The sequence below is a fragment of the Paraburkholderia ginsengiterrae genome (genome assembly GCF_001645125.1).
Lineage (GTDB): Bacteria > Pseudomonadota > Gammaproteobacteria > Burkholderiales > Burkholderiaceae > Paraburkholderia > Paraburkholderia ginsengiterrae.
Map to the genome: position 1 here is coordinate 19,503 of NZ_LXKA01000326.1, position 19,039 is coordinate 38,541.

General features: G+C 64.3%; 19 protein-coding genes. 6 read left to right on the forward strand and 13 right to left on the reverse strand.

All coding sequences use genetic code 11. The features are described 5' to 3' along the window. Positions 1-23: 23 nt before the first annotated feature. The 4 genes from A6V37_RS22115 to A6V37_RS22130 form a co-directional block, all read right to left on the reverse strand. Entirely contained in the window at positions 24-608 is a 585-nt protein-coding gene (locus tag A6V37_RS22115) for an amino acid synthesis family protein (RefSeq protein WP_064267400.1), read from the reverse strand. A 67-nt stretch (positions 609-675) separates the two neighbouring features. Next, entirely contained in the window at positions 676-1,266 is a 591-nt protein-coding gene (locus tag A6V37_RS22120) for an amino acid synthesis family protein (protein WP_064267401.1), read from the reverse strand. Beyond that, on the reverse strand, positions 1,242-2,180 hold the full coding sequence (locus A6V37_RS22125; RefSeq protein ID WP_064286347.1) for a UPF0280 family protein: 939 nt from the start codon (positions 2,178-2,180) through the stop codon (positions 1,242-1,244). The genes A6V37_RS22120 and A6V37_RS22125 overlap by 25 nt, the downstream gene beginning before the upstream one ends. 14 nt (positions 2,181-2,194) lie before the next feature. After that, positions 2,195-3,805, reverse strand: coding sequence for a hypothetical protein (locus A6V37_RS22130; protein ID WP_064267403.1), 1,611 nt, complete (start codon positions 3,803-3,805; stop codon positions 2,195-2,197). A gap of 322 nt (positions 3,806-4,127) precedes the next feature. On the opposite strand from A6V37_RS22130, the gene A6V37_RS22135 reads away from it, so the two are divergent. After that, on the forward strand, positions 4,128-4,790 hold the full coding sequence (locus A6V37_RS22135; RefSeq protein ID WP_064267404.1) for a TetR family transcriptional regulator: 663 nt from the start codon (positions 4,128-4,130) through the stop codon (positions 4,788-4,790). A gap of 27 nt (positions 4,791-4,817) precedes the next feature. Here the strand turns inward: A6V37_RS22135 and pcaC are convergent, their stop codons facing one another. From pcaC to A6V37_RS22160, 5 genes are all read right to left on the reverse strand, one after another. Next, positions 4,818-5,210: a 4-carboxymuconolactone decarboxylase gene (gene pcaC / locus A6V37_RS22140; RefSeq protein ID WP_064267405.1), complete on the reverse strand. Its 393-nt coding sequence runs from the start codon at positions 5,208-5,210 to the stop codon at positions 4,818-4,820. After that, positions 5,207-5,998: a 3-oxoadipate enol-lactonase gene (gene pcaD / locus A6V37_RS22145; RefSeq protein WP_064267406.1), complete on the reverse strand. Its 792-nt coding sequence runs from the start codon at positions 5,996-5,998 to the stop codon at positions 5,207-5,209. The genes pcaC and pcaD overlap by 4 nt, the downstream gene beginning before the upstream one ends. A gap of 17 nt (positions 5,999-6,015) precedes the next feature. Beyond that, positions 6,016-7,383, reverse strand: a complete 1,368-nt coding sequence (locus A6V37_RS22150; RefSeq protein WP_064286348.1) for a 3-carboxy-cis,cis-muconate cycloisomerase — start codon at positions 7,381-7,383, stop codon at positions 6,016-6,018. A gap of 105 nt (positions 7,384-7,488) precedes the next feature. Further along, positions 7,489-8,148, reverse strand: coding sequence for a 3-oxoacid CoA-transferase subunit B (locus tag A6V37_RS22155; protein WP_064267408.1), 660 nt, complete (start codon positions 8,146-8,148; stop codon positions 7,489-7,491). 11 nt (positions 8,149-8,159) lie between these two features. After that, positions 8,160-8,864, reverse strand: a complete 705-nt coding sequence (locus tag A6V37_RS22160) for a 3-oxoacid CoA-transferase subunit A (RefSeq protein WP_064267409.1) — start codon at positions 8,862-8,864, stop codon at positions 8,160-8,162. A 386-nt stretch (positions 8,865-9,250) separates the two neighbouring features. Between A6V37_RS22160 and A6V37_RS22165 the strand changes: the two genes are divergently transcribed. Together A6V37_RS22165 and folE are read left to right on the forward strand one after the other, a co-directional pair. Further along, positions 9,251-10,180: a LysR family transcriptional regulator gene (locus tag A6V37_RS22165; protein WP_064286349.1), complete on the forward strand. Its 930-nt coding sequence runs from the start codon at positions 9,251-9,253 to the stop codon at positions 10,178-10,180. A gap of 148 nt (positions 10,181-10,328) precedes the next feature. Continuing rightward, a complete protein-coding gene (gene folE / locus A6V37_RS22170) occupies positions 10,329-10,967 on the forward strand; it encodes a GTP cyclohydrolase I FolE (RefSeq protein ID WP_064267411.1) in 639 nt (212 codons plus the stop codon). Positions 10,968-11,002: 35 nt separating this feature from the next. Here folE and A6V37_RS22175 read toward each other — a convergent pair whose 3' ends face one another. Then, positions 11,003-11,935 carry a DMT family transporter gene (locus tag A6V37_RS22175; protein WP_064267412.1) on the reverse strand — a complete coding sequence of 311 codons (933 nt, stop codon included), beginning with the start codon at positions 11,933-11,935 and terminating at the stop codon, positions 11,003-11,005. Positions 11,936-12,168: 233 nt separating this feature from the next. Here A6V37_RS22175 and A6V37_RS22180 point away from each other — a divergent pair, with 233 nt between their 5' ends. Continuing rightward, positions 12,169-13,215: a VTT domain-containing protein gene (locus tag A6V37_RS22180; protein ID WP_064286350.1), complete on the forward strand. Its 1,047-nt coding sequence runs from the start codon at positions 12,169-12,171 to the stop codon at positions 13,213-13,215. A 21-nt stretch (positions 13,216-13,236) separates the two neighbouring features. Here A6V37_RS22180 and A6V37_RS22185 read toward each other — a convergent pair whose 3' ends face one another. After that, positions 13,237-14,118 (reverse strand): CHAD domain-containing protein, encoded by an 882-nt coding sequence (locus tag A6V37_RS22185; RefSeq protein ID WP_082902671.1) that lies wholly within the window; start codon positions 14,116-14,118, stop codon positions 13,237-13,239. 415 nt (positions 14,119-14,533) lie between these two features. On the opposite strand from A6V37_RS22185, the gene A6V37_RS22190 reads away from it, so the two are divergent. Continuing rightward, the gene (locus tag A6V37_RS22190) at positions 14,534-16,120 is read left to right on the forward strand and encodes an inorganic phosphate transporter (protein ID WP_064286351.1); all 1,587 of its coding nucleotides are present in this window, start codon (positions 14,534-14,536) and stop codon (positions 16,118-16,120) included. 105 nt (positions 16,121-16,225) lie between these two features. Here the strand turns inward: A6V37_RS22190 and ppk2 are convergent, their stop codons facing one another. Both ppk2 and A6V37_RS22200 read right to left on the reverse strand, forming a co-directional pair. Continuing rightward, positions 16,226-17,152, reverse strand: a complete 927-nt coding sequence (gene ppk2 / locus A6V37_RS22195; RefSeq protein ID WP_064267415.1) for a polyphosphate kinase 2 — start codon at positions 17,150-17,152, stop codon at positions 16,226-16,228. Positions 17,153-17,321: 169 nt separating this feature from the next. Continuing rightward, positions 17,322-17,723 (reverse strand): VOC family protein, encoded by a 402-nt coding sequence (locus A6V37_RS22200; protein ID WP_064267416.1) that lies wholly within the window; start codon positions 17,721-17,723, stop codon positions 17,322-17,324. Positions 17,724-17,914: 191 nt separating this feature from the next. Between A6V37_RS22200 and A6V37_RS22205 the strand changes: the two genes are divergently transcribed. Then, positions 17,915-18,958 carry a S1C family serine protease gene (locus A6V37_RS22205; RefSeq protein ID WP_064267417.1) on the forward strand — a complete coding sequence of 348 codons (1,044 nt, stop codon included), beginning with the start codon at positions 17,915-17,917 and terminating at the stop codon, positions 18,956-18,958. Positions 18,959-19,039 lie beyond the last annotated feature (81 nt).

The following is a 19,039-nucleotide window of genomic DNA, read 5'->3' on the forward strand; positions in this document are numbered from 1 at the left end:
GCGAAAAATAACCGGATGCTAACTCAGCGCAAGCCGTCTTCGCCCTTGATCTCGCTCACCTGCAAGCCGCCGATGCGCGGCAGCGGCCGGCCCGACGCCGTCACCGCGACAGCCACCACGATTTCATTGGCACGCGGCGCATCGGACACGCGCGCCTCGATCGCGTCGAAATGGCTGCGCACGAAGGCGGCGTCCTTGTGACCGAGCGGCACGTCGATCGCGGTGCCGAGCGTGCCCATTTTCTTCGCCGACGGCACCAGCGCCGCGCCCTTTTCTACCGCCACGCGCAGCGGCGCGCCGAGCTTGGGATGCAGGATCGCCGCGGCATGTTCGAGTTCGCCAGCTTCGCCCACAATCGCGGCCTTGCCGTAGCTTTGCGCCTCGCCCGGCGCGATGCCCAGCGCTTCGACGCACTTGTTGCCGAGCAACGCGCCCAGTTCCTCGCCCGCTTCGATCAACGCATCGAGCTTGGGCTCATAACGGCCCGCATAGGGATTCTCGATCACCGCAATCGCGACTGCGCGACGTGCCGGCGGATCGATGGTCTGCCCCATTTCAATGCGCGTTTCATCCACCTGCACGACCAGCTTGCGAAGCTTGATTGCCATTTCGCTCTCCGAGTTTCGATGCTTGCTCTGCTCTATGCCGATACGCCGATTCAATGCTTCAACGCGTTTAACGCAAACCGTCCTTGCCGACGATAGCCTCTTTCGCGAGGCCGCCGACGCGGGCATGCACGCGCTGGCCGGTGCTCATCACGAGGATATACACCAGTTCGTCCGCGGCGGGCGCGCCGGGCACGCGCACTTCGATCGCGTCGAAGTGGCTGCGCACGTAGCTCGCGTTGACGTGGGTCAGCGGCACGTCAAGTGTCGTTGAAGGTCCGCCGACTTTCTTGGTGGACGGCACAATCGCATTGGTCGGCACGCCGTTCTTCTCCAGCAGCTCACGCATGGCATAGCCGCCGGGCACGTGCCACAGCGCACCGTGCTCGAGTTCGCCGCGCGCGCCGACAATCGCGCCCTTGCCATAGCTTTCGATGGATGCATGCGGCACCGCCATCGCCGCCAGCAGGCGTTGCGCCATATCGAAGCCTATTGGTTTGAGCGCCTCCATCGCGTGCTCGATGTTCGCTTCATAGCGGCCGGCGAACGGGTTCGTCATCACGGCGGCAATCGCGCCGCGCCGCAGCGGCTGTGCGGGCGCGGGGCCGAACTCGTGGAAGATATCCTCGACGTGTGTCAGCACGCGGCGTATTTCGAACACGGAGCCTCCGTTGTGATCCGGGCGCGCTGCGCAAGCAACGCACCTGTGTGATGAATTCCGGCAACGCGCACCCGCCCTTGCAGGAATAACGCGGCGCCCTCGATCAAGCCTTGTTCAAGCAGACGCTGGGCGGCGTCGACGCCACGCGCCAGCGCGAAATCGGCCAGCGGCTGCGGCAGGCGCGGCACATCGACCGTGACTGGCGTATCGCCGAGATCGCTATCGTCTTTCAACGACGAAGCCGGACGCCGCAAGATGCCCGGATGATCGAGGTCGACGGCGTTGGCGATCATCGTGGCGGCGGCGTCGGCGGTGGCCGCGTCGGCAGCGAGCACAGTCACGCTGTCGGCAATGCCCAGGCTAAAGCTGCGGCCTCGCCAGCCGCTCGTCGCGATGCCGCGAACCGGCAGACTGGCATCGAGCGTCAGGTTTCCATCGAGCGCGAGATGGTTCGCCCCATGCGTCGGCGAGTAAGCGGCCAGATCCGCGAATATGCCGACGCGGTACTGCTGTCCTTCTGTCAAATACAACGCGATGTCGCCACCGTTGTTGATAAACGCGCGCGCAATTCCTTCGCGAGCGAATGCCGTGATCAATTCATCGGCGACGCTGCCCGCCACGGCCGCCATCGGCGTGATGAAGCGCGCTCGGTGCGGATGGCAGGCGGTCCACATGCGGCGGGCCACCGCGCCTTGCCACGCGGCGTCATTCAACGCGGCTCCGGCGGGCACGGGTTGCCGAAGCCGCTTTAGTTCGCCAACCAGTTCCGGCAACACCTCGGCAAAGCGCGCCCAGCACGCCTCATACGCGGCCTGCACGGCGGCGGGCTCGCCGTCCGCGCTGAGGATCAGGTCGATCGGCCCATGCTGCCAGTGCCAGCGGGTTGCATCGAGCTGGGTGCGGGTGGGGTTCATATTCGTACGCGCGCTTAGCCGGGCATCGGCGGCATGGCGGGTGGCCACGGGTTGTCGGGATGGCGCGCCAGCGTGCGGCGTGCGAGCGGTGCGCCCTCTGTATGGTCCGGTCCGTGAGCCAATACGCTCTCCAACGAGCGCACCGCGGCGAGATGACCACCGAGATCGCGATACGCGTCGTAGGTCATGGTGAATTCGATCGGCGCAACGATCGCGGGCGTAGGCACCGTGCCGAACGAACGGTCGGGCATGCGCGACACGTCCACCATGACCGTGATGCCGCCACCCGGCCACACGTAGGCAGGCGCACCGCCGCAGGTCACATTCACCCGTTTCTGTTTGATCGCGCGCGTGAGCAGCACCGGGTTTTCCGTGGCGCCCGCTCGAAGACTGCCGCCCGCGCCGCCAATAAACAGCACGGTGGCCAGCGACGGTTCGCAGTTTTCGCCGATCCGTTCGACCGTGCCGCGCACGGCATCCGGCATTGCTGCGATACGGGGCACGAGATCCTGATCGAGTTCGTACCACTGCGCGTGTTCGCCGGTGGTCGAGACCATCAATAAACGCATGCCCGGTCTGGCGACGGCAGGATCGAAGCCTTCGACAATCGCAAGAGGGTCCTGAATATCCGTGCCGCCCCAACCGGTGCCGGGATTCGCCACCTGAAAATAACGGCCCGGTGTGGACTTGCGTCCGCGAATCTTCAGACCTGAACGCGTCATGCCGAGACAACGGCCCGCCTGGTGTTCGGTGAGCACGCCGGTGATGTGATCGTCGACGACCACCACTTCGTCGACGTGACCGAACCATTGCTTCGCGAAGATGCCGATGGTGGCCGAGCCGCATCCCACCCGCATGCGCTGCTCCTCGACACCGTCGACGATCGGCGCCGCGCCCGCGCGAATCACGAGACTCGCGCCGCCGTCGATGCTCAGGTCCACCGCTTCCTTGTTGCCGAGCGCGAGCATCATGTCGCACGTCACGCGGCCCTCTTTCTTGCTGCCGCCGGTCAGGTGATGCACCCCGCCGAGGCTCAGCATCTGCGAGCCGTACTCGGCCGTCGACACATGACCGACGATCTCACCGTGGCAACGCACGTTCGCCTGCTCCGGCCCGAGGAAACGGTCGGTGTCGATCTTCACCTTGAAGCTGCAGTAGCTGAAAATGCCCTCGGTGACGACGGTGATCATATCGACGTCGTCGAGCTTCGACGCAACGATAAACGGCGCGGGCTTGTAGTCGGGATACGTGGAGGACGCGCCGACACCGGTCACGAACAAGGCTTGTTCGGCAGCAGGAGCTTGCGCTTCGGACGCCGCGCCGAATTCGACCGTAGCATCTTCAAGGGCCACGCCGGTTGTTTCAGGCGCCGCAACGGCACGCGACAGAAACACGACAGGATCGACGCGAATCAGCCGTCCATCCGCATTCGCATAACGATCGCACGCGCCGGTGCGCCCTTCCGAGATCTGGCACAGCACCGGGCACGCGTTGCATTCGATCTTGTTCGACGCCATGCGCTCGCTGCGCGGCGCCGCCCGCTCAAGCACGGTCGGACCCGGCGTCGAGGCGGTTTCGCCGTCGACGCTGTCCGCACCGAAATCGACCTTCGTATGTTCTGTCATGACGGGGTTCCCATACGACGACATTACTAGCGGTCCTGCTCCGGCTGACGAATAGCCCTTGTTTAAAGGCACTTTCGTGTGATCAACCGATTTCCATGTTGCGGTCACTCACCATTCGTGTAGTATTTGCTACACCAAACTGGTTAGAAATCTACTCGATCAATTTAGTCTGCGCAATGTGTTTACAAGTGTGCGCGTGAATGGTGCGTTGCGACATTGCCGTCGCATTGCCACTTCAGCGACGCTTCAATCTACGCCGAAGTCAATCGGCGCGCAGCGCATGCCGTTCAACCCGACGCCAACAAAGAGATCCGAGGCCGTCATGAGTAGTCTCACCGCCGCCCGCAAACCGGGCGCCACCGGCATTCGTGCGAAACAGGCGCAAGATACGCGCGCCAAGATTCTGAAAGCGGCCATAAAGGTCTTCGCGAAGCAAGGCTATGCAAGTGGCCGCGTGGAAAGTATTTCGAAGGCCGCGCGTTCGCACGACCGCATGATCTATTACTACTTCGGCAGCAAGGAGCAGTTGTTCGTCGAAGTGCTTGAAACGATCTACACGCAATTCAACGAAGCGGAGAGCAAGCTCGATCTCGATCTGGACGACCCTGCGCACGGGCTCGAACAGATGGTCGAATTCGTCTGGCAGTACTATCTCGATCACCCCGAGTTCGTCACACTGCTCTCGAGTGAAAACCTGCATCAAGGCAAGCACGCAAAGAAATCGTCCAAGCTCAAGGAGATTTCGGGCTATGCGATTTCGGTGGTGGAGAAGTTGCTGGACGCGGGCAAGGCCCAACGCGTGTTTCGCGAAGACGTCAAAGCGCGTGACGTCTATCTGATGATCGCGTCGCTCGGCTATTTTTATAACGCCAATCAGTACACGTTAGGCGCGTTTCTCGGCGAGCCGCTCATGGAGAAGGAGGCCCTCGCGCATTGGCGCGAGGTCATCAAAGATACGGTGTTGCGCGCGGTACGATCGGCGTGACCGCGCGCTGCGTGACCTAATGACTTGTTACGGCTGCGCAGCCGCATCGTCCTCGCGGAACAGCTTATCGGCGAGATGGAACGCCGAATTCGCCGCCGGCACGCCGCAATAGATCGCGGTTTGCAGCAGCACTTCCTTAATCTGCTCGCGGGTCACCCCGTTGTTCTTCGCCGCACGCAGATGCAGCGCGAGCTCTTCGCTCCGGTTGAGCGCGACCATCATTGCGATGGTCAAGAGGCTGCGCGTGTGGCGCGGCAAACCATCGCGCGTCCAGATTTCGCCCCATGCATAGCGCGTGATGAAATTCTGGAATTCCTCGGTCAGCTCGGTGCGGTTCGCAAGCGACCGGTCGACGTGCGCGTTGCCCAGCACCGCGCGGCGCACACCCATCCCGGCTTCGTAGCGGTCTTCGTCGTTCATTTCTGCTCCGTCAGGAAGTCGATCACGGTCTTCGTGAAGGCATCCGCTTGCTCGATGTTGGAAATGTGCGAGGCGTCCAGTTCGACGTAGCGCGCGCCCGGAATCGCCTGCGCCAGTTCGCGGCCTTGCGCCGGCGTCGCGGCCACATCGTGCGTGCCGCTGATCACCAGCGCCGGCAACTTGATGCCGGGCGCTTCGGGGCGCAGATCGGTGGCGTCGATGGCATCGCAGTTCGACGCATAGCCTTCCTTGTCGGTGTGCACGAACACGTCGCGGATCATTGCCAGCACCACCGGCTCACGCTCGAAATACTCGGCCGTGAACCAGCGCGGCAGCACGGCGTCGGCAAGCGCGAGCATGCCCTCCGTGCGTGCTCGCGCGGCGCGCGGCACCCACACTTCCGGCGCACCGATACGCGCCGCCGTGTTGCACAGCACGACGCGCTCGAAGCGGTTCGCATGACGCGCGGCCAATGCGACGCCGGTCAGGCCGCCCATCGAGATCCCGCAAAAATGCGCGCGGGCGATTTTCAGCGTATCCATCAGGCCCAGCACGTCGCCAGTCAGCTGTTCGATCGTGTACGGTCCTTTCGGCGCTTCCGAATGACCATGGCCGCGCGTGTCGTAGCGCAGCACGCGGAAATGCTTCGACAGCGCCGCGACTTGCGGCGTCCACATGGACATGTCGGTACCGAGCGAATTCGACAACACGATCCACGGCGCGTTGCCGTGGCGGTCGCCGTCGATTCGATAATGAAGCTCGGTGCCATTGACTGCGGCGTAAGGCATGCCGGTTACTCCCTGAATTAGGCGCGCTGATTGCGCGCGGTGTGAAGTGCCAGCGCGGCGTCCACGTAGGCGTGGGCCTGGCCGACGTATTGAGCGGGATCGAGCAGTTGCTTCAGGCGCTCAAGCGGAAGATGTTCGGTGACCGCGGGGTCCGCGGCCAGCACGTCGAAGAGCGTTTGCCCGTCGCGGATCGCGGCTTTCGACGCGCGCTCCACGAGATGGTGCGCGTCGAGCCGGCCGATGCTGTCGCCCAGCGCGAGCATCACCGCCTCGCCGAGAATCAGCCCCTTCGTGATGTCGAGATTCGCGGCAAGGCGCGGCACGTTCACGTTCAGCCCGGCGGCGATCTGCTCGATGTTGGCGAGCGCGCCACCCGCGAGACGCGCGAGGTCCGGCAGTGCATCCCACTCGGCTTGCCAGCCGCCGAGCGCGCGCTCGTGCTCCTGCACCATGCCGGCGAACACCGTGGCGACCAGACCCGGCGCACGTGTCGCGGCGGTCAGCACGGCCGCGCAGCCCACCGGGTTGCGCTTGTGCGGCATGGTCGACGAGCCGCCCTTGCCCGCCGCGGCCGGCTCGGCCAGTTCGTCGATTTCGGTTTGCATCTGCAGCGAGACGTCGCGCGCGATCTTGCCCAGCGTGCCGATCAGCATGCCGAACAGCGACGCCGATTCGGCCATGCGGTCGCGCTGCGTGTGCCACGGCAACGTAGGCACGGCAAGGCCGAGTTCTTTGGCGAGCGACTGGGTGACCTGCGGCGCGGCATCGCGCAGACTGGCAAGCGTGCCGGCCGCGCCGCCGAACTGCAGCACCAATAGGCGAGCGCGCAGCGCATCGAGCCGCTCGCGATGACGCAGCAGCGCGTCCAGCCATTGCGCGAATTTCAGGCCGAGCGTAATGGGCAGCGCCTGCTGCAACCAGGTGCGGCCGATCATCGGCGTGGCGCGATGCGTGGCCGCGAGCTTCGCAATGGCGTCGCAAGTGGATTGCAACGCGCTGTCGAGCAGATCGAAGGTATCGCGCAACTGCAGGACCGTCGCCGTGTCGATGATGTCCTGGCTGGTGGCGCCCCAATGCACGTATTTCGACGCCTCGGCGTCGGCGGCCTTGACGCGCGCCGTGAGTTGCTTGACGAGCGGAATCGCGAGGTTGCCGCCGAGCGCGGCGTGGCGCGCGAGCGCGTCGGCGTCGAGTTGATCGGCCTGGCAAGCGGCTTCGATCGCGGGTACGGCCGTTTGCGGAATCACGTTATGCGCGGCGGAGGCACGCGCGAGTGCCGCTTCCACGTCGAGCATCCGCTGCAGCGTCGCGCGCGGCGCCCAAACGTCGTTCATCGGCTGCGTGCCGCAAAGAAGGCCGGTCAGGCGGGCGCTGGAGTCGAGCATGGTGACGTCGATGAACGAATGTGTCGATAGTAAATAGTACGCGGCGCGGGAACCGGCCGCGAGGCCGACTCCCGCGCCGCGCCGGGCGGGCTCCGGGCGGGCTCGTTAAGCCGCGCGAGCCGCTTGCGTGCCGTCGATCAGCGGCACGCCGGTCAGCTTGTGCAGCGCGTCGAAGTCGATGTCCGAGAAAATCTCACGCACCACCAGGCCTTGCGCGGTCACATCGATCATGGCCAGGTCCGTATAAATACGGTCGACGCAACCGACGCCCGTGACCGGGTACGTGCACTCCGCGGCGATCTTGCTTTCGCCCTGCTTGGTCAGATGCTCCATCATGACATAGACCTGCTTTGCGCCGATTGCCAGGTCCATCGCGCCGCCGACGGCGGGAATCGCGTCGGGCGCGCCGGTATGCCAGTTCGCCAGGTCGCCGGTGGCCGACACCTGGAAGGCGCCGAGCACGCAGAAATCCAGATGGCCGCCGCGCATCATCGCGAACGAGTCCGAGTGGTGAAAGTAAGCGCCGCCCGTGAGCAGCGTGACGTGCTGCTTGCCGGCGTTGATCAGTTCGTCGTCTTCCTCGCCTGCGGCCGGCGCGGGGCCCATGCCGAGCAGGCCGTTTTCGCTGTGCAGGAAGATTTCCTTGTCGGCGCCGAGGTGGTTGGCCACCAGCGTCGGCACGCCAATGCCGAGGTTCACGTAAGCCCCTTCAGGGATATCCTGGGCAACGCGCTTGGCCATTTCATCGCGGGTCAGTTTTTTCATGTCAGGTCTCCTCAGGCGGCGTTCGCGGATGCAAGTTCGGCTTGGTGCGTGGCTTGCGGCACTTCGATCACCCGCTGCACGAAGATGCCGGGCGTGACGATGTTTTCCGGGTCGAGCTCGCCGAGCGGCACGACTTTCGACACCTGCACGATCGCGGTTTTCGCCGCGCTTGCCATGATCGGGCCAAAGTTGCGCGCGGTCTTGCGGTACACCAGATTGCCCCAGCGGTCGCCCTTGAATGCCTTGATCAACGCGAAATCGGCGTGCAGCGGCGATTCCAGCACGTAATGCTTGCCGTCGATCAGGCGCGTTTCCTTGCCTTCCGCCAGCTTGGTGCCGTAACCGGTGGGCGTGAAGAATCCGCCGATCCCCGCGCCCGCGGCGCGAATGCGCTCGGCCAGATTACCTTGCGGCACGAGTTCCAGTTCGATCTCACCGGCGCGGTACAGCGCGTCGAACACATACGAATCGCTCTGGCGCGGGAACGAGCAGATGATCTTGCGCACGCGCTTGGCCTTGAGCAAGGCCGCGAGGCCGATGTCGCCGTTGCCGGCATTGTTGTTGACGATGGTGAGCTCGCGCGCGCCCTGTTCGATGAGCGCGTCGATCAGCTCCGACGGCATGCCGGCCGTGCCGAAGCCGCCGATCATGACGGTCGCGCCATCGTGGACATCGGCAACCGCCGACTGAAGTGACTCGAAAATCTTGTTGATCATGTCGAATTTCCTTTTGAGGCGCTGCGTGCCGCCACGCGGGCTGCCTTGCGGGCAGAGCCGGTATGGCACGGTCTCCAGGCCAATGCTGGCAGCGGCTCGAAAAGGGGAGAGACGGGCCGGCGCCTTCGGTTTGCTTGCTTCAAACTTGTTCGTTACACGAACACTGATTCGTTTAGCGAACGCTGGAGCGATTATGGTTGCCGTTCGGGTGGCTTGTCAAGGATGGGAATTCTCCCTAATGATAGGTTTTAACCGCGCACAAGGAAGGAGCGATGCACAGCCCAGCGGCAGCAGCGACGAAGATCGCGCTATCCGCCGTCGAGATAATTGAGCTACCCTCTATAGGCATATCAAATACGCCACCCTGTGCCGCAGATCATAGAAACATGTCCGAGACGAACCTGGATCTCAACCTGATCCCCTTCCTGGTTGCCATGGAGGAGACGCGCAATGTCAGCCGCGCGGCCGAACAGCTCGGCGTGAGCCAGCCTCGCGTGAGCACCGCGCTGGGAAAGCTGCGGGAGTACTTCGACGATCCGCTCTTCGTGCGCACGTCCAAAGGCATGGAACCCACGCCACGCGCGCTCGCCATCCTGCCTGCCGCCCGCGACGCCGTGCTGCGCATCGAGAAAGGCATGCTCGACGTGCAGGAGTTCGACCCGGCCACCAGCACTCACACTTTTTCTCTCGCCCTCTCCGACGTCGGCGAGATCGTATTTCTGCCACGGCTTCTGCAACTCTTCGCCGAACGCGCGCCGTTCGCGAATCTGCGCTCGGTGACGCTCTCACCGTCGCAGGTGGAGCGCGGGCTCGAATCGGGCGACGTCGATCTCGCGGTCGGCTACTTCCCCGACCTGGCCGGCAACAACTTCTTCCAGCAACGGCTCTTCACGCATCGGTTCATCTGTCTGATGCGCACCGGCCATCCGCTTTCGAAAGCGCCGTTGACGCTGGCGCAGTTCGTGGCGTCGGGCCACGCCGTCGTGCGCTCGGAAGGACGCAGCCAGGAAGTCCTCGAGCAATTCCTCGAGAAGAAGCGCATCAAGCGTCGCGCCGTGCTGGAGACGCCCCACTTCATGAGCCTGCCGTTCATCCTCGCGCGCACCGATCTGCTCGCGACGGTGCCGCATGCGATCGGCTTCGCGTACGTATCGGAGCATGCGTCGATCATGCTGGTCGAACCGCCGCTGCCGCTGCCGCGCTTCGATCTGCGGCAGCATTGGCATCGCAAGTTTCATAACGATCCGCGCGCAAGCTGGCTGCGTGGCGTGGTCGCCGAACTCTTCAACGACGCGATGGACGAGTGGCCGAAATGAGAGGCGCTCATCAGCGTTGAACCCCGCCACGCCCCGACAGTGAAAGGGGGCATCGGCACGATGCGGCACGAAACATGGAACAATGGCCGCACTCATTGACCCCGCGCGCTGCGCATAGCGCCGACGCGCGATCCCGGAGGAGTCACGGATGACCAGCAGCAAGGCAAAGAAAACCAAACCCGTCGCCGCCGCGGAGCGTCCGAGCCGCGAAGAAGCCGAAGCGGCCGTGCGTGTGCTGCTGCGCTGGGCCGGCGACGATCCGGCGCGTGAAGGCCTGCTCGATACGCCGGCGCGCGTGGTGCGCTCGTACGAGGAGTTTTACGCGGGCTATCAGGTCGACCCGCGCGAAATTCTGGCCCGCACCTTCTCCGAGGTGGACGGCTACGACGAAATGATCGTGCTGAAAGACATCCGCTTCGAAAGCTATTGCGAGCATCACATGGTGCCGATTATCGGGCGCGCGCATGTCGCGTATCTGCCGGAGCATCGGGTGGTCGGCATCTCGAAGCTGGCGCGTCTCGTGGATGCGTTCGCCAAACGCCTGCAGATCCAGGAAAAGATGACCGTGCAGATCGCGGACACCTTGAACGAGGTGCTGCAGCCGGCCGGCGTCGGCGTGATTCTCGAGGCCGCGCATCAATGCATGTCCACGCGCGGTGTGCACAAGGCCGGCGTGACGATGGTGACCTCGCGCATGCTCGGCACGTTCCGCACGGATCCGTCGACGCGCCGCGAGTTTCTGTCGATCGTCGGCAATCCGGGCGTGGTGTCGGTCGCCAATACCTGAGTGGTGGCGCGGGCGGCGGTTCGGGTTGCGGTTCGTTAAGCGGCGCGATTGGCATCAATGCCGACCGCCGCACGGCGCGCCCTCCGCATCTGCCCGAAGGTAGCCAGCAGCACCGCGCCCAGCACGCACGCCACCCCCGCCAGTTGCGCCGGGCTGACCGGTTCGCCCAACACCAGCGCGGCGAGCGCCACCGCGCTCACCGGCACGAGCGCGGTCATCAATCCCGCTTCGGCACCGCTGATGCGCTCGGCGCCCGCATACCAAAGCACGAAACCCGCCACGGTCGGCACCAGCGCGTAATACAGCACGCCGGCGAGCGCACTCGCATCGACCGCCAAGGCCCACGGCCTTTCGAAGCAGGCAGGCACGATCGCTACCGCGAAGCCGATGCCGCACATCAGCGCCGACAGCGGCAGCGGCGCCACCGCCGTGCGCAGCTTGCGATTGAGGAGAATAAACAGCGCCTCGCAGACGATCGCCGCGAGCACGAGCGCGTTGCCCAGCAGCGAGCCCGCCGCGCGCGGCGCGGTGAACTCGCCGGGATGCACGGTGCACACCAGCACGCCCGCGGTCGCGAGCACGATCGCGCCTATCAGCGCGGGCGCCGGGCGCTCGCCGAGCGCGAGCATGGCGACCGCCGCCGAGACGGCGGGCAAGGTGCCGGCAATTACGCCGGCATCGGTAGCCGAGGCCAGCTTCATTCCGCTGATGAGCAGCACCGTATAACCGACGCTGCCCGCCCCCGCCTGAGCGATCACCAGCAACGTGTCGCGCCGGTCCAGACGCGGCCAGCGCACGCCGCGCCAGCGCATGACCAGCACGAACAGGGGAAACGCTATCGCAAACCGCAGCGCGGTCGCGCTGAAGGGCGGCAATCCTGCCGCGATCGACTTGCTGACCACCACCGTGCTGCCGACGCCGACCATCGCCAGCGCGCAAAACAGGTATCCGGCATACCGAGAATTCATGGTGCTGTCCTAATGTTGAGAACAAGCACGCAGGTTAGGAGCCAGGCGGCCGGCGGTCTTGAACGAAATTGCAGAGCAGGCGCTCGCCCATGCGTTGTGTCGGCTAGCTCAGGATTGCATGATCAAGGCTGGCCTCGCGGCAAAGCCATCGAGTATCCTGAGCAGACGGAACGACCGTCGAATGGCAAGCCAAGCGCCGCGCCGGTCCAACCGCGACAACGGGAGCGCCTCAATTGATAGTATTTCCGTCATCGGCGGTATCGGCCTGGGGCAGCGCGTTCGTCTTCGTCAACGTCCTGTTGACGCGCCTCGGCGTGCCGATTCCCGCCGTGCCGGTGCTGCTCTTCGCGGGCTCCGCCATTGCTTCGGGCACCCTGCCTTTCTGGCCGACGCTCGGCGCCGCGACGGCCGGCGCGCTGATCGGCGACGGCACATGGTTCACGGCCGGACGCCTCTATGGCCGCAAGCTGATCGCCGCCTTCGGGCGGCTTTCTCCTGCCATCGATTCCAAAGTGGATAAAGCGCGCGCGCTATTCGAGCGCTTCGGCGTGCCTCTCGTTTCGATCTCGAAGTTCGTCCCCGGACTCGGACTGATCACCCCGCCGCTGATGGGCGCAACCGCCGTCGACGTCCGCATCTACGCTGTCTGGGATCTGGCCGGCGTTCTGGCGTGGGCCACGTTCTGGCTGCTGGGCGGCGCCGCCGCGGAACGGGAGTTGCATATGCTGCTCGATTTCGTCCGGGCGCGTGGCGGCACGGTCATCGATATTCTGGCGGCCGCGACGCTGGTCTATCTGGTGTTTCGCCTCCAGCAGCGCCGCCGCGACCGCCGGCGTCTCGCGGACGCGACCCGCGCCGAAGCGGCGCGGACAACCGCCTTGGGATGGCCGCGCCTCGCGCCGCCCAAGGTGCTCGACGCGCGCCCGCAAGCGCCGGTGTTCGAAGCACCGCACCGCATCCCCGGCGCGCTCACGCTCAATCCCGATTCGCCGGAGCAGATCGACGGCGCACTGCGGGCGCACGACACGGTGATCTATTGCGTGTGCCCGGATAGCGCGACCGCGGTCGAGATGACGCAGCACATGCGCGAGCACGGCTACACGCGGATTCGCGCGCTGCGCGGCGGGCTCGATGCGTGGCAGCGGCGCGGCTTTCCGGTCGAACCGCCCACACCGGCCGGCGAACCTGCTTCCGGCCACGCTGCGCGGGAATCGCGCGACGAGGCTCGCGGCGCAATCACGCTGCGCGGCGTCGCGCCACGCGGCGATCAAGGTACGTGACGACGGCTGTTCGCGGGTCTGTTATAGCTTGCGCAGCAACCCGGCCGCCGCCCGCATTCTGCGCTTGCGCTCCTTCCTGAGCCACTGGAGCGCCGCATCGGTGTCGCCGGATCCGGCGAACAAGGCGGCATTGTCGTGCAGCAATACCTCGCTGGCGACAACATCGTTCAGCGTGCCGAAACGTTTCTGAATCTGATTCAAACGCCTGAGCATGCGTTTGTGGTCACCGCTGAGAATTGGCTCGAAAAACTCGAGCAGATAACGCAGCTTCTTGCCCGCCTTCCTGACGTTGTGGAACGCCGTGTAGTTGGCGCGCTTCGCGCGCCGTGCGCGTTTCATCCGCTTGCGCAGCGTACGCTCCGAAGCAGCGACGCGTTGGTCGGCAAACTGGCGCAGCGGCATGCGCTCGTGCGCTGTATTGAGCTCTTTGGCGGTGCTTGCCAAGGCCTCGTGCAACAGGTGTTTGACGTCCGCGTTCGAGAGCGTTTCGCGGCTGCTCGCCAACGCGCTGCAGCGCGCTTCCTGGAGTTTGGGCGCGATGTCATGGGCGCCCTCGCGCGTGGTGTTCTCGTTTTGCGCAAGCAATTCGATCAGAATGTCCCAGTCGCGCGTCTTGCCGGCAGCCGTGGCCAGATCCTGATAGAGCGCCCGTTGGCGCGTATTCTCGCCCTTTTCGAGCAGCGGCTCGAAGGCCCACCACAGGGAACGCAAACGCCTTAGCGCCACGCGCAGCTTGTGCAGCGCTTCCGGCGACGCGTCCTCGCGCAGCAGACCGGCGGATTCGATTGCATGATCGACAAGAGGCGCCGCATACGACACGAAGGCCGCCTGCGCCGAAAGCGTTTTGTCAGCCGGATCGGTTTCGGCGGATCGTTTGTCGACTTTCAGGCTCTCGCGCTTCATTGAAGGTTCTCGAAATCACCTTACCGACAGCCTAGCAAAAATCTGTCCTGGCGGGAATTCGCGAGCCTGATGCACGTCAATTCATAGCCTGAACGCATGATCCGACGCGCGCGCGGCGTACCTTGCAGCAAGCGTGATCGTTTTTCCCGGTTCGATGGCGCAGCGCCTTGCGAGCGACTATCTTTAACTGACGTGACGGCGCTGCGCACGAAGTGGTGGCCGCCTCATCGCGTTCCGAGCCGCACCGTTCTTTTCGGATAACTGATCATCGGAATCCGACAATCCGCAGACAGTACTTCGAATCGGCGCGCCCTTGCGGAGCCGTGTCCTGCCGGGGCGTCACGCGATTGTCATCGTTACGACACACAGCCCCCGCAGGATCGAAAACTCCGCTATCAACCTTGAGGCTCACGTCATGCCGGAACTTTCGTATCCACAACCAGGCGCTGCCGGCGGAAAGGGGCGCAGTATCAGCCTCATGATCTTCCTCGCGGTGATTCTGGTCGGCGCCGTTTACTGCGCCATACACCTGACGGATGATCTGCAACCCGTTCGCGAAAGCTCCGTTCTGCCTTATTTCCTGCTCGGTATTGCGCTCGTGATCGCGCTGGGCTTCGAATTCGTCAATGGCTTTCATGACACGGCGAACGCGGTCGCGACCGTGATCTATACGCATTCGCTCGCGCCGAATCTTGCGGTGGTATGGTCGGGCAGCTGGAATTTTCTCGGCGTGCTCACCTCGACCGGCGCAGTCGCGTTCGGCGTTCTGCAGTTGCTTCCCGTCGAACTGATTCTTCAGGTAGGCAGCAGCGCCGGCTTTGCGATGGTGTTCGCCTTGCTGATCGCCGCGATCATCTGGAATCTGGGCACCTGGTATTTCGGCCTGCCGTCGTCGAGCTCGCATACGCTGATCGGTTCGATCATCGGCGTCGGTCTGATGAATCAGCTGATGCACGGCGCCAACGGCACGAGCGGCGTGGACTGGAATCAGGCGCTCGGCGTCGGCAAGTCGCTGCTGTTTTCGCCAATAATAGGCTTTCTTGCGTCGGGCTTGCTCCTGCTGATCCTGAAAGCCGTGGTGCGCGTTCCCGCGTTGTATGCCGAACCCAAAGGCAAGGAACCACCGCCGTTCTGGATCCGCTGCCTGCTGATTCTGACCTGCACGGGCGTTTCGTTTGCGCACGGTTCGAACGACGGCCAGAAAGGCATGGGCCTCATCATGCTGATCCTGATCGGCACGGTGCCGACCGCCTATGCCCTGAACAAGGCCGTGACGCCGGCGGAAACGCAGACCTTCATCGCCGTCGCGCATCAGACTTCGGCCACGCTCGCCAAATACACGCAAGGCGCCGCGCCTTCGGCCAATCCCCGTGCCGATGTCGAAGCTTACGTGCGCACCCGCCAGCTCACGCCCGCCACCGTGCCGGCCTTGCAGCAACTGACCGACATGATTGGCAGCCAGGTCACCGCGTCGGGTTCGATGGCCGCCGTGCCGCAAGGCATTGTCGATAACGTGCGCAACAACATGTACGTGGCATCCGAGGCGATTCGTCTGATGATGAAATCCGGCCAGCCGGCTTTCTCGCCCGAGGACGCCAATGCGATCAGCAACTTCAAGTCACAAACCGATCACGCCACCAAATTCATTCCGACCTGGGTGAAGGTCGCGGTGGCGATTGCCCTCGGCCCCGGCACGATGGTGGGCTGGAAGCGCATTGTCGTGACGGTCGGCGAGAAGATCGGCAAGCAGCATCTCACGTACGGCCAGGGTGCATCGGCTGAAGCGGTGGCGATGCTGACCATCGGCGCCGCCGACCTGTACGGCTTGCCGGTCTCGACCACGCACGTGCTGTCCTCGGGTGTGGCCGGCACGATGGCGGCCAACGGCTCCGGCCTGCAATGGAGCACGGTGCGCAGCCTGATCCTCGCCTGGGTGCTGACGCTGCCGGTGTCGATCGCACTGGCGGCAGGTTTGTACTGGTTGTTCCGCGCGGTGTTCTAAGCCCACGCGGCGGCCGGTCTTCGGACCGGCCGTGACAGAAAAAAAGCGCGTTCGATGAACGCGCTTTTTATTTGCCCAACCGCCGTCGGGCAATCAATAAAGCGATCAATACACCTCAGGCACGATAATCGCGGGCGGCACCGGCTGCCGGCTGTACTCGTCGTGATATACGCGCTGCGGCAGTTCGATCTGCGGATGCTCGATCTCGTGATACGGCACCTGGCTCAGCAGGTGATGAATGCAATTCAGGCGCGCGCGCTTCTTGTCGACGGCCTGCACGACCCACCACGGCGCCTCGGGAATATGCGAGCGCTGCAGCATCACTTCCTTGGCTTGCGTATAGGCTTCCCAACGGCGCCGGCTTTCAAGGTCCATGGGACTCAGTTTCCATTGCTTCAGCGGATCGTGAATGCGGTTCTGGAAGCGGATTTCCTGCTCTTCGTCGGTAATCGAAAACCAGTATTTGAGAATCTGCACGCCGCTGCGTGCCAGCATCTTTTCGAACTCCGGCACCGAGCGGAAGAACTCTTCGTATTCCTGGTCGGTGCAAAAATTCATCACGCGTTCGACGCCCGCGCGGTTGTACCAGCTCCGGTCGAACAGCACCATTTCGCCGCCCGCCGGCAGATGCGAGACGTAACGTTGGAAATACCATTGCGTGCGTTCGCGGTTATTCGGTGCGGGCAGCGCCGCCACGCGGCAGACACGCGGATTGAGCCGCTGCGTGATGCGTTTGATCGCCCCGCCCTTGCCGGCCGCGTCACGCCCCTCGAAAATCACCACCAGCCGATGACCGGTCTGCACGATCCAGTCCTGCAACTTGACGAGTTCGCCCTGCAGCCGGAACAACTCGCGAAAGTACACTTTGCGCGCCTCGCGATGCTCGGGCGTGAAACCCTCCGCGCCATCGATGATGCGGTCGTCGACCTCCATTTCGAGTTCCTCGTCGTACGCGTCGATAAGGTCCTCTTCGAAGCGGCGCTGCCGCTCTGCCATGATTTCGGCGTCAGGTCTCGGATCCAGCTCTTTCATTGCGGCTCTCCCGGCAACGGACATGGTTAGGCGCGCGTCGGCAAGCGCGACGCGGAGGCGTTCGATTATCGAAGCGGCAGGTGTCAGCCGTGTTACCAATGCCGCTGCGCCGATCGCAGCCACGCGTTATCGACGCCCATCATAGCGAGTTTTACCCTTGGGCCCGGCGCTAACGCAACGGTTTTGCGAAACTGAGTTCGTGGCCGTCCGGATCGGTAATGTGAAAGTAGCGCTCGCCCCACGGCGCATCGGCGGGTTCGAACAGCGGCGTGAGCCCTGCCGCCAGCGCCTTGCGGTAAAGCGCGTCGACATCGGACACGTGAATGATCACGCGGCCCCACCAGGCCACCGGCGCTCGCGTATCGACGATCAGGTTCAGATACGCGCCGCCGAACGCAAACGATGTAAACGCCTCCTGCGGACCGCCGAATTTCATCGGGAAGCCTAGCGCTTCGTAAAACAGCACGGCGCGCGGCATGTCGCGGGTGGCGAGCGTGATGGCGCTGAGCGATTCGATGCGCGGTTCTTCGGTCGGCGCACCCGAAGCGGCTGACGTGGCAGGTTGATTCATGGCGGCTGTCTCCTTGGCGTGGTCAGCGCCTTCCGTATCGAGCACGGCGCATGCCGGATTATTGGCGTGAGCTCATTGGCGTGAGCTTGGAAAGTGTCTCACAGCCTGTGCTGCCCGCTCTGTCCGTATGCGCACTTGAAAACCCTTGCGCCGCCCCGCATCTGCGTCTTCCGATTATCCGGAGCATCGCCATGGGAAGCCGTCCACGCTTCGTCGATGACCTGTCGCGCGCCGCATCCGACGCCCCCGGGCCCGAGACACGCAATCCTTTATCCGACGACGCTCTGCTCGACGCCTATTCCCGCACCGTGATCGGTGCGCTGGAACGCGTTCAGCAGGCGGTTGCCTTCATTTCCGTCGAGCGCCGGCTGCCTGGCGAGGCGTCCGGCCGCGGGCACGGCGTGCGCGGCGGCACCGGTTCGGGCTTTCTGTTCACACCCGACGGCTATCTGCTCACCAACAGCCACGTCGTGCATGGCGCCACCCATATCAAGGTGACGCTCGCCGACGGCGCGACCTTCGACGCCGATCTGGTCGGCGACGATCCCGGCAGCGATCTGGCTGTCCTGCGCATCGGGTCGCCCGAGCCGTTGCCCCACGTCGAGCTTGGCGAGTCGTCGAAGCTGCGCGTGGGACAGATCGCGATTGCCGTCGGCAATCCGCTCGGCCTTGCGCAGACCGTGACAACCGGCGTCGTGTCGGCGCTCGGCCGCTCGCTGCGTTCGAACTCAGGCCGCATGATCTACGACGTGATCCAAACCGATGCCGCGCTCAATCCCGGTAATTCGGGCGGCCCGCTGATCAATTCGGCCGGCCAGGTGATCGGCGTGAATACCGCGATCATTCCCGGCGCGCAGGCGATCTGCTTTGCCACCGCGATCGACACCGCGAAGTGGGTCATCATGCAGATTTTCACGTATGGCCGCGTACGTCGAGCCTATATCGGCGTGGCGGGCACGACGAGGCCGCTGTCGCGCCGGGTGCAGCGCTATTTCGGCTTGAGTTCGGCAAGCGGCGTGCACGTCATGGAGATCGTCAAGGAGAGTCCGGCCGCGCTCGGCGGCCTGCGCGCCGACGATACGATCATTGCGATCGACGCGCTGGCCGTGCAGGACGTGGACAGCCTGCAACGCACGCTGGACGCGTCGCGAATCGACAAGCCCGTGAACGTGACGGTGCTGCGCGGCGCGCAGCGGCTGGAACTGACGCTGACGCCGGTCGAACAGGCTGGCTGATTCGCACGCCTCGCACCGGAATACGAAAAAGCCTCGCGTTCGGACAGAACGCGAGGCTTTGTTCGGCAACGGCCCATCTCG